Below are 12,424 nucleotides of genomic sequence, written 5' to 3'. Positions count from 1 at the left end.
GACAGGGGCGGCCACTATGAGTGAAAGCGGAGAAGCTGGCGGGTTCAAAAGCCTGCTGGCAACGACAAACTGGATAGCGCTCGTGCTGGTGGTGCTCGTCATCGTCTTCATGGTGCAGAACTCGCACGATGCGAATCTGACGTTTCTTTGGGTGACGGTGCGATGGCCGCTGTGGCTCGCGATCGGCATCGTTCTCGTGTTGTCTTTCGCCGCCGGATTTCTCTTTCGCGGCCGACGTGACAAGCGCCGGCGGTCGAGAAGGTAGAGGCGTCACGGATGCTATTCGGCGACGCGAAGCGCGATGTCTGACCGGTACTGCGCACCCTCAAGCTCGATCAGCCCAACCGCGTCATACGCTCGCTCGCGGGCCTCTGCGAAAGTTGTGCCCAGTGCGACGACATTGAGAACTCGTCCACCGGACGCCGTGAGCTGCCCGCCCGCATCCGTTGTCGCCGCGTGGGCGATGTGCACGCCCTCAATGCCTTCGGCGGCGTTGAGGCCCGTGATAGTCCTCCCCGTCACAGGCTGTGCCGGGTAGTTCTCGCTCGCGAGCACGACGGTCACTGCCGTTGTCATGCCGAACTCCGGCCTGTCGGCATCATCGAGCGTGCCTGTCGCCGCAGCGAAAAGCAGTTGCGACAGCGGAGTAGCGAGTCGTGGCAACACAACCTGAGTCTCGGGGTCGCCAAACCGGGCATTGAATTCGATGACGCGAATTCCCTTGTCGTGGGCGTTGTCCCGCTTGCTCGTCAAGATGAGCCCGGCGTAAAGCAGGCCGATGAACGGTGTCTGCTCTTCGGCGAGCTGAGTGACGACAGGCTGCGCCACCGTGCGAATCACCTCGTCGACGAATGCATCCTCATCTCCGAACGTCTCGTCAAGCCACGGCAGGGGGGAGTACGCGCCCATGCCACCGGTGTTCGGCCCAACATCGCCGTCGCCCAGTCGCTTGTAGTCCTGCGCGGGGGAGAGCGGCAGAACTCGATGCCCGTCACTCAGCAGGAATAGAGAGACTTCCTGCCCGTCAAGAAACTCCTCGACGAGGATGCTGCCACTGGTCAGGTACGCGCGTGCATGATCCAGCGCGGCGTCTCGATTGTCAGTGACGAGCACGCCCTTCCCCGCGGCGAGGCCGTCAGCTTTCACCACATACGGCGAGCCGAACGTGTCAAGGGCAGACTCCACGTCGGCGAGGGATGCAGCTCGCTGCGCGCGGCCGGTGGGCACGCCCGCGGCATCCATCACTCGCTTTGCAAAAGTTTTCGAGCCTTCGAGCTGGGCCGCGGCCTTGCCTGGCCCGAAAACAGGGATGCCCTGCTCGCGCAGTTCGTCGGCAACGCCGGCGACGAGCGGTGCCTCCGGGCCGATCACCACGAGGTCCGCGGCCATCTCGATGGCGACGTTTGCCACGGTCACGGGGTCGTTGATGTCGAACGCCGTGCACGTGACATCACGTGCGATGCCAGCATTGCCAGGTGCCGCCGTGATGTCGTGACCGTCCGTCTCAGCAAGAAGAGACAGGATGATGGCGTGTTCCCGGGCGCCAGACCCCAGCACAAGAATCTTCACGAGTACTACCCTATGGGCATGGCTCGTGCGCGCATCACCGATGACATTGGAATTCCTGCGGTCGACCGAGCCGTGCGAGAAGCCGCCGTGCGAGACGACGTGGCGACGGCAGTGCGGTTCACACTTCAGCTGCTTGCCGAGCGATTCCCCGGCAACACAGTGGAGCTTCGGGTTCCGCCGTTTGGTGCCATCCAGTGCATTGAGGGACCAAAGCACACGCGCGGCACACCTCCCAACGTCATCGAGACTGACGCCGAGACCTGGCTGGCACTGGCGACGGGCACGCTGGCGTGGGCGGTTGCTGTCGAGACGGCGTCGGTGACAGCATCCGGAAGCCGGGCCGACCTGACGGGGCGGCTGCCCATTCTGAGGTTGCGCGACTAAGCGTGGTTGTCGCTAACGATGTCGTCTCGTGGCATGTGCGCAGTGTGAAACGCACACAGCTTCATGCGCGACAATGGTAGACATGAGCACCAGTCCGGGCGCGGAGTCCGAGCGCCCCGTTTCTGACACACCAGCGCCTGATCGCGCGACGCGAGATCAGCCTGCCGCGACGGAGCCATCCGCGACGTCCAGCTCACATGAGGTGGCGGTTCGACGCGCACCCAAGTACCAGACATTCATTCTGATTGGCGTTGTCGTCGGATTGATCGCCGCCATGGTTCTGACGTTCGCCTTTCAACGGGGGCCGGACGAGATCGATGCAGCACGTGGCGAGGTGTATTTCTCGCCCGGCACGGTTTTCGGCTTTCTTCTGCTGATCTGCATTCCCGTGGGCATCGCGATCTTCGGCATTCTTGCCTGGATTCTCGACGTGAGCGCCCGCAAGAAAACACACACGGTGCGAGTCGATAAGGTTAACGTGCGCGTCAGCGAGCCGGATGCTGAGGCGCCACCAACAGCCACGTCAGCCGATAACGAGGACAATCTGTGAGCAGTTCCGCGACATATCGCGAAGCAGGAGTCGACACCGCAGCGGGAGACCTCGCCGTCGAACTCATGAAATCGGCTGTCTCAGCCACACACGGCCCACAGGTGCAGGGAGGGTTCGGAGGCTTCGCAGGGCTCTTCGACGTCTCGTATCTCACAAAGTTTCGCACACCGCTTCTCGCCACATCGACTGACGGCGTCGGCACAAAAGTTGCTATCGCTCAGGCGATCGACAAGCACGACACCATCGGTCAAGATCTTGTTGGCATGGTTGTCGACGACATCGTGGTCGTAGGGGCGAAGCCGCTGTTCATGACCGACTACATCGCCTGCGGCAAGGTATTTCCGGAACGCATAGCCGACATCGTGCGCGGCATCGCTGAGGCGTGCTCAGCTACAGGAACAGCACTAGTCGGCGGAGAAACCGCTGAACACCCGGGCCTCCTCGCCGAAGATGAATACGACGTCGCCGGGGCTGCGACGGGTGCAGTCGAGGCGGATGCTGTGCTTGGCGCCCATCTCGTGCACGATGGCGATGCCGTTATTGCACTCGCCTCGAGCGGTCTGCATTCCAACGGCTACTCCCTGGTACGACACATTCTTGCAACGCAGAAGATCGGGTTCACCGACACCTCTGTTGACCTCGGCGGCGTTGTTGGCGAAGTGCTGCTTGAGCCCACCCGGCTGTACACGAAACCTGTCCTTCAGCTGATCGACGCTGTGCCTGGAGCGCTTCACTCGCTGTCACACGTGACGGGCGGTGGCATCGCCGCTAACCTTGCCCGTGTGCTTCCCGCCGGTTCGTGGGTCGAGGTCGACCGTTCGACGTGGTCGCCTTCCCCTGTCTTTCGGGTTCTCAGCGACATGGCAGGGTCTCCGCTTGAAACCAGCGAGGGCACGTGGAACCTGGGAATCGGGTTCTTCGCTGTCGTCGACCCTGCTCAAGCGGCATCCGTCATTTCGCTGTGCGAATCCGCGGGAGTTGCCGCGTGGCAGATCGGCGAGGTGCGGAGGGGAACACGAGATCTCACCGGCTTCGAGCAGGGAGCCAAAGGTGTCGACGGCGGAGCCGTGCGACTCGTTGGAACCTATGCGAGCTGATATTTCAACCGCAGAACAACTGAACTCTTCGGGAGCCCCCTGACATGTGCGGAATCGTCGGAATCGTCTCACACGAGCCCGTCAACCAGCAGGTTTACGATGCGTTGCTGCTCCTGCAGCACCGCGGACAGGATTCCACGGGAATCGCTACGGCCGAGGGGCCGACCTTTCACATGACGAAGGCCAAGGGTCAAGTGCGCGAGGCTTTTCGCACACGTGACATGCGCTCGCTCGTCGGCAACGTCGGTCTCGGTCATGTTCGGTACGTCACCAAGGGCGACGCCGCCAACGAGCAGGAGGCGCAGCCGTTCTACGTGAACGCCCCCTATGGCATCATCCTCGTGCACAACGGCAATCTCACGAACACCCGTGAACTCGCCAAAGACCTTTTTCACGTCGATCGTCGGCACGTGAACTCCACGAGCGACACCGAGATGCTGCTCAATGTTCTCGCCAACGAGCTTCAGGGCCAGATCTCAGGCATGGAGCTCGATCCCGACCAGATCTTCACCGCCGTCTCGCAGGTGCACGAGCGGGTCGAGGGCTCCTACGCTGCGATCGCGATGATCGCAGGTCACGGGCTGCTGGCCTTCAGAGATCCATACGGCATCCGGCCGCTTGTGCTTGGGCGTCGACAGGCAGGAATGGTGGGTGACGATTGGATCGTCGCCTCGGAGTCGCTCGTGCTTGAGGCCGCCGGGTACGAGGTCGTGCGCGATATTGCGCCGGGTGAAGCAGTATTCATCACACCAGACGGTGAGCTGCACTCACGTCAGTGCGCGCGTTCGCCGCGACTTGTGCCGTGCTCATTCGAGTACGTGTACCTTGCTCGCCCCGATTCGATCATGAACGGCATCTCGGTCTACGACGCGCGGCTTCGGCTCGGCAACCGTCTTGCCGACACCATCACACGGCACATGCCCCTTGGAGACGTCGACGTGGTGATGCCGATTCCCGACTCGTCGAGACCGGCAGCAATGCAAGTGGCGCAAAAGCTGGGCATCGAATACCGCGAGGGATTTTACAAGAATCGCTATGTCGGGCGCACCTTCATCATGCCGGGGCAGTCGCAGCGCAAGAAGAGCGTGCGCCAGAAGCTCAACGCCATGGGCAGTGAGTTCAAGGGCAAAAACATCTTGATTGTCGACGATTCGATCGTGCGAGGAACGACCTCAAAGGAGATCGTGGAGATGGCACGCGCCGCCGGTGCGAACAAGGTGACATTCACATCAGCGGCGCCGCCGGTGCGGCATCCGCATGTCTACGGAATCAACATGCCTACGCGCGCCGAGCTGATCGCGCACGATCGCAAGATCCCTGAGATCGGTGCCGTGCTCAATGCCGATCACATGATCTTTCAGGAAGTCAGCGATATGCGCGATGCCATCGTTGAAGGCTCGGATGTCACCGATCTTGAGATGAGCTGTTTCACCGGTGACTATGTCACCGGTACCGTCACGCCGGAATACCTCGAGTGGATCGAGCGAACGCAACTGTCGTGACGGCAGTCAGGATGCCGCAGCTCGACGGCCGCCGAATACGACAAAGCCGGGCGCGGCTCAGCCCGCCCGGCTTTCTGTCCCAATGATCGAAGACTCAGCGCTACACGCGCTCTGCCGTGCGTCAGGCCCGCTTCTGCTGGTCTGACGAGAAGTCGTCTGCATACTCAGACCACTTCGAGACCTCGTCTTCATACGGGTCAGGAGTACTGCCTCCGAGCTCACGCTGAAGCTGGTCGTAGTCCACTTCTGGGCTGAACGACTTGAGCTCACGTGCGATCTTCGTGTGCTTTGCCTTTTGACGGCCACGCCCCATGCGAGACCCCCTCACAAACTCAGTATTCGGATAGCTGTTTGGCTACCCGCGGTTGCATCAACCAGGGAACGATAAGACTAACTTTGAGTTTAGCATGATGGTGCCTTGATCTCTCCTGTGAGGCTGGCCGACCGACGGGCGCTGACCGGACGCAAGACATTACATGCGAGTGGCGGAATATGGCGGCGAAATGCTCAATCAGCGATACGCTTGGGGGAAGGCAGAGAAGCCGTTCGCAGTGGCGAGAGGAGTTCGAAATCATGCAGAACCCCGAGGGTGGCCCGGTACTTGTCGGAGTCACAGGAGAGCAGCCAGAGAGCGTACCCGAGAGGGGAGTCGCGTTTGCGAAAGCCTTCGATCGTGACGTGGTGTTCGCGTGGGTCGATACCACGCAGTACACCTCAGGATTTATGTCGGACGGCACCGTCGCCTTCACGACGTTCGATCCTGATCCGTCAGCCGAGGGCGATCCCGACATCACATGGCTGGATGAACGTGCGAAAGCTGCAGCAGACAGTGCGGGAGTCGCCTGGACAACCCGGGTCGGCGCCGGTCAGCCCTCGGCTGTGCTCGGCGCAATGGCCGATGAGATAGGCGCTAGCATGATCGTTGTGGGAACGCGCGAACCCGGCTTTATAGCGGGACTCCAGGAGTTTCTCGGGGGGTCGGTTGCTGCGCACCTGGCGCATACGCAGTCCCGTCCCGTTGTGGTTGTGCCGCTGCTTCCCGCAGACAAAGACGGCCGCGTTCCTTGGGAGCCCGAGGCCTAGCTCGAACTCCCAAGAGGGTTAACGCGGGCGCAGCAGTTCCCGCACGCGAGCAAGCTCGGATCGCGCGGTCACAATGAGCTGATCATCGACGACTTTGCCCGAAGCGATGGCGTTGCGCAGATCGGAGCGGAGCTCTCGGCGAAACTCCGAAACGGCACTTTCAATCTCGTAGACGGCGACGCGGCTCTGTGTTCGCGAGTCGGTGTCTCGAGGCGTTGACACGGGATCGTCCTGAGCCCGGGAACGGGCGTCGCGTGCTGCTGAAGCGAGCTCGGCGCGTAGCGAACGCATCGCATCTGTCACTCCTGTGCGAACTTCGTCGGCGAGGCGGCGCACGGAGTCGCTCACCTCGTCTTCGATCGCGTCGAGTTCGTCGGCTCTGCGCTCGAGTTCGGCTCTGCCCGCATCCGTGATCTCATAGACGCTCTTGCGCCCATCGCTGTTCTTGGCGACGAGCCCTTCTTCTGCGAGCTTCGCAAGCCTGGGGTAGACCGTGCCCGCACTCGGACTGTATGTGCCGCCAAAGCGTTCACTGAGCGCCTGGATGATTTCGTATCCGTTTCGAGGGCTCTCGGCGAGAAGCTTCAGCAGATAGAGGCGAAGGTTGCCGTGGGCGAAAACCGGGGTCATTGCACTGCTCCATCCGCGTCGACGCTGTAGGGCGAGCCAGCGTCGGCACGCCTGATCATCGAAATGTCGCCTGAGACGGTGTTTGCCGTCACCTCGACCGTGAAATTGCTGCTGCCCGTCGTCGTCATGGAATAACCGCGGCCAAACGTGCCGTCGACGGTTCTGCCATCGACGTGCATGCGTCCGCTCACGGTGTTGAGCACGCACCGAGCGCCGAGATCGGCGTCGACACGCGCTGTGACGTTGCCCGACATCGAATTAACGCGGATGCGGTCACATGACCCCGTCGCATCGATGAACACGTCACCCGACACCGTGTCGCCCGTGAGCTTCGTGATCTCGCCCGCTGCGGTGACGTCGCCCGACACGGTGTGAACGGAGACCGTGCCCGTGTGGTTGCTGACGTTTAGCGCTCCTGACACGGCGTTGAGTTCGACATCGCCCGTCAGGCTGTCGGCACCGATTTCGCCGCTTACTGTACTCAGTCGGGCGTCCGTCTCGAGTCCGGACACGAGGGCTGTGGCGCTCACGACGCCGAACGATAGGTCGATGCTGCGTGGCACGAGAACGCTTACCGCGGCCGAGGCTTTGTTGGGGCCAAACGCCTTGAACGTGTCGATGAAGTTCTCCCAGCGCAGCTGGGGGTGGTCGATTTCGAGGGTGTCACCGTCGATTGTCACTTTGAGGTCTCTGCCCGTGACGTCATTGACCTCAATACGTGCGGTGTCTTCATCGTGCCCGATGACATCAATGGTGCCGGCGATGAGCGCCACCTTGAGGGCTCGGATAATTCCGGTGTCGATGACTCGAGATTCACCCGGCTGGATGAACCATTTCTCTCTGCTCATGGGATGCCTTTCTGTCTGCATCAGCAACGCGATATATCGCGTGTTCTCGAAACACGATATATCGCGTTGCTGTGAATGGCAACAGAGAACAAAAATTGAGGCTTGACATTGACGTTGCGTCAATCTCTACAGTGAACACTGTCGCACACAGAAAGGAGAAGAGAGATGCTCTGGTCAATTCAGGAAATTGCGCAGCATGCGGGCACGACGAGCCGTACATTGAGGCACTACGACCACATCGGGCTTCTCGAGCCGAGCGATGTCGGGTCGAATGGCTACCGCTATTACGATGACACGGCACTCGTGCGGCTGCAGCGCATCCTGCTGCTTCGAGACCTCGGTCTCGGCCTTTCAGCGATTGCCGAGGTGATCGACCGGGAGGCAGACGCACCACATGCGCTTCGCACTCACCTCACATGGCTGCGACGCGAACATGACCGCATTTTGAGACAGATCTCGTCGGTCGAAAACACCATCAGCACGTTAGAGAAAGGAAAGGGTGTCATGGCAGAGAACATGTTCGACGGTTTCGACCACACCCAGTACAAGGACGAAGTCGAAGAGCGCTGGGGACAGAACGCGTATGCGCGTTCAGATGAATGGTGGCGCGGTATGAGCAATTCCGAGCGTTTGGAGTGGCAGCAGCGCCAGCACGCCCTCGCGATGGATTGGGCGGATGCCGCAGAGCGCGGCGTTCACCCAAACAGTGACGAAGCGCAGAGCCTCGCCCGACGTCATGCCGAATGGCTCGGGAGCATTCCCGGCACACCCGGTAGTGAGAATGGCCTTGCGACCGACGAGTACCTGCTTGGGCTCGGAGAGATGTACGTCGCCGACCCGCGGTTCGCCTCGAACTACAGGGGAACCGACGGCGCGACGTTCGTTCGAGACGCGCTGAACGCGTACGTCGAGAGTCGGCGTGACGCTTAATGAATGAGGGGCGGATGCTGTCACAGCATCCGCCCCTTCGGCATGACCGCGAGAGAGCCGTATTGATTCAGACATGGAGAATGGATCTTCACGATTCGGGTTGTGTGCAAATTGATGCTCCCAGCAAACCTAGAGCACTCCCGAAGGGAGTACTCATAGCCTTCTGTGAAAGAATGCACAGGCGGATTCCTGGCGTGCACGGTACAGAGCGTGCATGCATCCGTTCCACCTCGAACTTTTCGCAGGAGAATTGTGCATCTTCTCAGCGTCGCCAGCCTGAAAAATCGCGCGCTCATCGCGCTTGTCACTGTCGTTGTCGCCGTGTTCGGGGTGATTTCGCTCACCGGGCTCAAACAGGAGCTGGCGCCGAACATCACGTTCCCACAGCTCGCAATTGTGACGAATTACCCTGGAGCATCGCCCAACGTCGTCAACGACGACCTCTCGACGCCCATCGAGAAAGCGATCAGCGGCGTTCCTGGTCTCGAATCGACGAGTGCCACATCGAGCACAAACCTCAGCCTCGTGTCGGCAACGTTCACGTACGGCACCGATCTCGACACTGCCGAGCAGAAGATCAATCAGGCAATCGAGCGCATTTCATCGACGCTTCCCGAGGACGTCGACCCCCAAGTGATGGCGGGAAGCCTCGATGACCTCCCGATCATCCAAGTTGCCGTGACCGGAGGTGACGATGCCGAACTGAACGACCTGCTCGAGCGCGTTGCCGTTCCGAAGCTCGAAGACGTTGATGGCGTGCGCGAGGCCGAGATCGTCGGCGCAGCAGGGCAGAGGGTGACGATCACGCCCGACGCTGAGGAGCTTGCGAAGGTGGGTGCGACGACCCAGGCCATCAACGATGTTCTGCAGCAAAACGGAACGCTCATCGGCGCGGGCGAGATCACCGAAGACGGCAGCACGTATTCGGTGCAGTCCGGCACGAAGCTCACATCCGTCGATGACCTCACGGCGCTTCCTCTGACCGGCGTGACTCCTCCCGACGGTGAGATCGTGACTCTCGGCGACGTCGCCACGGTTGAACTGACGGAAAACCCTCAGACGACTCACTCGCGTGTGAATGGCGAAGATGCCCTCACAATGTCGATCACCAAACTTCCCGATGCCAACACCGTCGACGTCTCGCACGGCATCACCGACGCGCTTCCCGAGCTTGAAGAGTCGTTGGGCAGCGGTGTCACCCTCACGATCGTCTTCGACCAGGCGCCGTACATCGAGCAATCCATTGAGTCCCTCTCGACAGAGGGCCTTCTGGGTCTTGTCTTCGCCGTTCTGGTGATTCTGCTCTTCTTGCTCGACGTTCGTGCAACACTCGTCACGGCTATCTCAATCCCCACATCGGTGCTGATCACCTTCATCGGTCTTCAGGTGTCGGACTACACACTCAACATCTTGACCCTTGGGGCTCTGACGATCGCGATCGGCCGTGTTGTCGACGACTCGATCGTGGTGATCGAGAACATCAAGCGACACCTGGGTCTCAGCGCTGATCGCACCGGATCAACCCGTCTTCAGGCGATCGCAACGGCTGTGCGCGAAGTCGCCGGGGCGATTACAGCGTCGACAATCACGACGGTCGCCGTGTTCCTGCCGCTTGCGCTCGTTGGCGACATGACAGGTGAGCTGTTCCGTCCCTTCGCACTGACGGTCACGATCGCCCTGCTCGCGTCGCTGCTTGTGTCTCTGACGATCGTTCCCGTTCTGGCGTACTGGTTTTTGCGCGCTCCCACCGAGAAACAGCAGGCGAAGATCGAGGAACGTCAGCAGAAGCAGACGGATGCTGTCGACGCTAAGAATCGCGCTCGCGACGAAGCCGACGCAGCCCGTGCTGCCAAGAAGGAGCAGAAGCAGACGACCAAGGCGCAACGCCACGAGAAGAAGGCGGCGCAACCGGCCACGGGTGCTGTCGCGCCAACGGCCGAAGCGAGCGCATCTGCTGAGTCCGATGCCGCCAGCGCTCCGAAACCATCGATCGCCCCCATGCCCGCAATCGTCTCGGCCTCATACGTGCGCCAGGCGAAGACGCCGGGTGTTCCGCACGAGGAATCGGCAGAGAAGCAGTCGGATGCCGAAGGGCCGGCAACGGTCTCTGAGGAACCCGCCGCAACCGACGCCGCGCGTGAGCCATCGGCATCCGCCCACACTCGTCGGGCACGCCGCCAGGCCCAGAACGACCACGAAGATGAGCTGAAGCACCCCACGCGCCTGCAGCGCGCCTACCTTCCGATCATCCGGTGGACGCTGAAGCATTCGGCGACCACGATCATACTTGCGCTGCTCGTCATGGGCGTCACGCTCGCAGCGGCGCCGTTTATGAAGACCAACTTCCTCGGCGACAGTGGCCAGAACACGCTGTCGGTCACGCAAACACTCGAGCCTGGAGCGAGCCTCGACGCGCAAGACGAGGCGGCGACGAAGGTCGAAAACGCTCTGCTCGATATTGATGGCATCGAGACTGTGCAGGTGTCGATCGGGTCGAGCGGAAACTCGCTGACCTCTGCATTTGGCGGTGGTGATGCGGGCGCGATCTCGTTCTCAATCACGACAGACGTCGACGCCGACCAGACGGCGCTGCAGCAGACGGTGCGCGACAAGCTCGCGACGATCGACGACGCCGGAACAATCGAAGTGTCGGCATCGAGTGGTTTCGGTGCATCGTCCGACATCGAAGTGGACATCACAGCGACCTCCTCAGAGGATCTCGAGAAGGCTACGACGTCTGTGCACGACGCCGTCACCGACCTCGACTCGGTCGCCGAGGTCAGCGACAACCTCGCCGAGTCGCGCCCGTACATTGAGGTTGCGGTAAACAGGCAAGATGCCGCCGAAGCCGGATACAGCGAGGTTGCACTGAGCTCGTTCGTCGCGGGCGCGACAAAGCCGCAGCAGGCGGGAACGATCGTGATCGACGACACGACGCTCACGATCTACGTGGAGACCGCTGACGAACCTGCATCGCTCGACGAGCTTCGCGACCTTGAGGTTCCCACGCCGACCGGCGTCGTGGCACTCTCGACGCTCGCGACCGTTGAGATCAGCGATGGGCCGCAGAGCGTGACGACAGTCAAGGGTGACCGCTCGGCGACAGTGAGCGCGACTCCGGCGGGCGATAACATCGGAGCGGCGAGCGTCGAGATGCAGGAGGCGGTTGACAGCGTCGACCTGCCTGCCGGCGCGTCTGCCGAGCTCGGCGGCGTGAGTGCCGACCAAGACACCGCGTTCCAGCAGCTCGGCATTGCGATGCTCGCGGCGATCCTCATCGTGTACATCGTCATGGTTGCGACATTCCGTTCGTTGCGTCAGCCGCTTCTGCTGCTGGTGTCGGTGCCCTTCGCCGCAACGGGCGCCATTGGCCTGCAGCTCGCAACGGGCGTTCCGCTCGGTGTGCCGTCGCTTATCGGCGTGCTCATGCTTATCGGAATCGTCGTGACGAACGCCATCGTGCTCGTCGATCTTGTGAACCAGTACCGCGACAAGGGTCTGACCGTGGCGGATGCCGTCGAGCATGGTTCCGTACGAAGGCTGCGCCCGATTCTCATGACAGCCTTGGCGACGATCTTCGCGCTCACCCCGATGGCGCTCGGCATCACCGGGCACGGCGGCTTCATTTCGCAGCCGCTCGCGATCGTCGTGATCGGCGGACTCGTGTCGTCCACGGTATTGACACTCGTTGTGCTGCCCACGTTGTACAACCTTGTTGAAGGGGCGAAAGAACGCCGGGCGGTCAAGCGTTCGCGAAAGGCAGAGGCAACGGCAGAGCGTGACAACGCCGATTCAGTGCCGTCAGAATCGGAGCCGACCGGGGTACGGTAA

At 61.4% G+C, this 12,424-nt stretch carries 12 protein-coding genes; 8 read left to right on the top strand and 4 right to left on the bottom strand.

The features are described 5' to 3' along the window. Positions 1-16: 16 nt before the first annotated feature. Positions 17-265, top strand: a complete 249-nt coding sequence (locus tag HCR76_RS12840; protein WP_166991122.1) for a LapA family protein — start codon at positions 17-19, stop codon at positions 263-265. A gap of 14 nt (positions 266-279) precedes the next feature. On the opposite strand, the gene purD is transcribed toward HCR76_RS12840, so the two are convergent. After that, positions 280-1,569 (bottom strand): phosphoribosylamine--glycine ligase, encoded by a 1,290-nt coding sequence (gene purD / locus HCR76_RS12835; protein ID WP_166991119.1) that lies wholly within the window; start codon positions 1,567-1,569, stop codon positions 280-282. Between the two features lie 18 nt (positions 1,570-1,587). Here purD and HCR76_RS12830 point away from each other — a divergent pair, with 18 nt between their 5' ends. The 4 genes from HCR76_RS12830 to purF all read left to right on the top strand — a co-directional run bounded on the left by HCR76_RS12830 (position 1,588) and on the right by purF (position 5,102). After that, the gene (locus tag HCR76_RS12830; protein ID WP_166991116.1) at positions 1,588-1,953 is read left to right on the top strand and encodes a sterol carrier family protein; all 366 of its coding nucleotides are present in this window, start codon (positions 1,588-1,590) and stop codon (positions 1,951-1,953) included. An 82-nt stretch (positions 1,954-2,035) separates the two neighbouring features. Then, a complete protein-coding gene (locus tag HCR76_RS12825) occupies positions 2,036-2,503 on the top strand; it encodes a DUF1206 domain-containing protein (protein WP_198248054.1) in 468 nt (155 codons plus the stop codon). Next, complete coding sequence (gene purM / locus HCR76_RS12820; protein WP_166991113.1) at positions 2,500-3,600, top strand: phosphoribosylformylglycinamidine cyclo-ligase; 1,101 nt, start codon at positions 2,500-2,502, stop codon at positions 3,598-3,600. Before HCR76_RS12825 ends, purM begins: the two co-directional genes overlap by 4 nt. A 44-nt stretch (positions 3,601-3,644) precedes the next feature. Continuing rightward, the gene (gene purF, locus HCR76_RS12815; protein WP_166991110.1) at positions 3,645-5,102 is read left to right on the top strand and encodes an amidophosphoribosyltransferase; all 1,458 of its coding nucleotides are present in this window, start codon (positions 3,645-3,647) and stop codon (positions 5,100-5,102) included. Between the two features lie 121 nt (positions 5,103-5,223). Here purF and HCR76_RS12810 read toward each other — a convergent pair whose 3' ends face one another. Beyond that, positions 5,224-5,415 (bottom strand): DUF3073 domain-containing protein, encoded by a 192-nt coding sequence (locus tag HCR76_RS12810; protein WP_166980196.1) that lies wholly within the window; start codon positions 5,413-5,415, stop codon positions 5,224-5,226. A gap of 260 nt (positions 5,416-5,675) precedes the next feature. Here HCR76_RS12810 and HCR76_RS12805 point away from each other — a divergent pair, with 260 nt between their 5' ends. Continuing rightward, entirely contained in the window at positions 5,676-6,185 is a 510-nt protein-coding gene (locus HCR76_RS12805; protein WP_166991107.1) for a universal stress protein, read from the top strand. Positions 6,186-6,203: 18 nt separating this feature from the next. Here HCR76_RS12805 and HCR76_RS12800 read toward each other — a convergent pair whose 3' ends face one another. Together HCR76_RS12800 and HCR76_RS12795 are read right to left on the bottom strand one after the other, a co-directional pair. Continuing rightward, positions 6,204-6,815 (bottom strand): PadR family transcriptional regulator, encoded by a 612-nt coding sequence (locus HCR76_RS12800; RefSeq protein ID WP_166991105.1) that lies wholly within the window; start codon positions 6,813-6,815, stop codon positions 6,204-6,206. After that, a complete protein-coding gene (locus HCR76_RS12795) occupies positions 6,812-7,663 on the bottom strand; it encodes a DUF4097 family beta strand repeat-containing protein (RefSeq protein ID WP_166991102.1) in 852 nt (283 codons plus the stop codon). Before HCR76_RS12795 ends, HCR76_RS12800 begins: the two co-directional genes overlap by 4 nt. A gap of 165 nt (positions 7,664-7,828) precedes the next feature. Here HCR76_RS12795 and HCR76_RS12790 point away from each other — a divergent pair, with 165 nt between their 5' ends. Together HCR76_RS12790 and HCR76_RS17585 are read left to right on the top strand one after the other, a co-directional pair. After that, a complete protein-coding gene (locus HCR76_RS12790) occupies positions 7,829-8,593 on the top strand; it encodes a MerR family transcriptional regulator (RefSeq protein WP_166991099.1) in 765 nt (254 codons plus the stop codon). 252 nt (positions 8,594-8,845) lie between these two features. Continuing rightward, positions 8,846-12,424: an efflux RND transporter permease subunit gene (locus tag HCR76_RS17585; protein WP_244971389.1), complete on the top strand. Its 3,579-nt coding sequence runs from the start codon at positions 8,846-8,848 to the stop codon at positions 12,422-12,424.

This window comes from Paramicrobacterium chengjingii, from assembly GCF_011751765.2.
Classification (GTDB): Bacteria; Actinomycetota; Actinomycetes; order Actinomycetales; family Microbacteriaceae; genus Paramicrobacterium; species Paramicrobacterium chengjingii.
This window is presented reverse-complemented; position numbering and strand designations above follow the sequence as displayed.

What these genes read in the sequence shown, in the direction of transcription:
- HCR76_RS12805 (WP_166991107.1), top strand. Translation starts at nt 5,676, where the DNA reads ATGCAGAACCCCGAGGGTGGCCCGGTACTTGTCGGAGTCACAGGAGAG.
- HCR76_RS12840 (WP_166991122.1), top strand. Translation starts at nt 17, where the DNA reads ATGAGTGAAAGCGGAGAAGCTGGCGGGTTCAAAAGCCTGCTGGCAACG.
- HCR76_RS12795 (WP_166991102.1), bottom strand. Translation starts at nt 7,663, where the DNA reads ATGAGCAGAGAGAAATGGTTCATCCAGCCGGGTGAATCTCGAGTCATC.
- HCR76_RS12790 (WP_166991099.1), top strand. Translation starts at nt 7,829, where the DNA reads ATGCTCTGGTCAATTCAGGAAATTGCGCAGCATGCGGGCACGACGAGC.
- HCR76_RS12800 (WP_166991105.1), bottom strand. Translation starts at nt 6,815, where the DNA reads ATGACCCCGGTTTTCGCCCACGGCAACCTTCGCCTCTATCTGCTGAAG.
- HCR76_RS12830 (WP_166991116.1), top strand. Translation starts at nt 1,588, where the DNA reads ATGGCTCGTGCGCGCATCACCGATGACATTGGAATTCCTGCGGTCGAC.
- HCR76_RS12810 (WP_166980196.1), bottom strand. Translation starts at nt 5,415, where the DNA reads ATGGGGCGTGGCCGTCAAAAGGCAAAGCACACGAAGATCGCACGTGAG.
- HCR76_RS12825 (WP_198248054.1), top strand. Translation starts at nt 2,036, where the DNA reads ATGAGCACCAGTCCGGGCGCGGAGTCCGAGCGCCCCGTTTCTGACACA.
- purF (WP_166991110.1), top strand. Translation starts at nt 3,645, where the DNA reads ATGTGCGGAATCGTCGGAATCGTCTCACACGAGCCCGTCAACCAGCAG.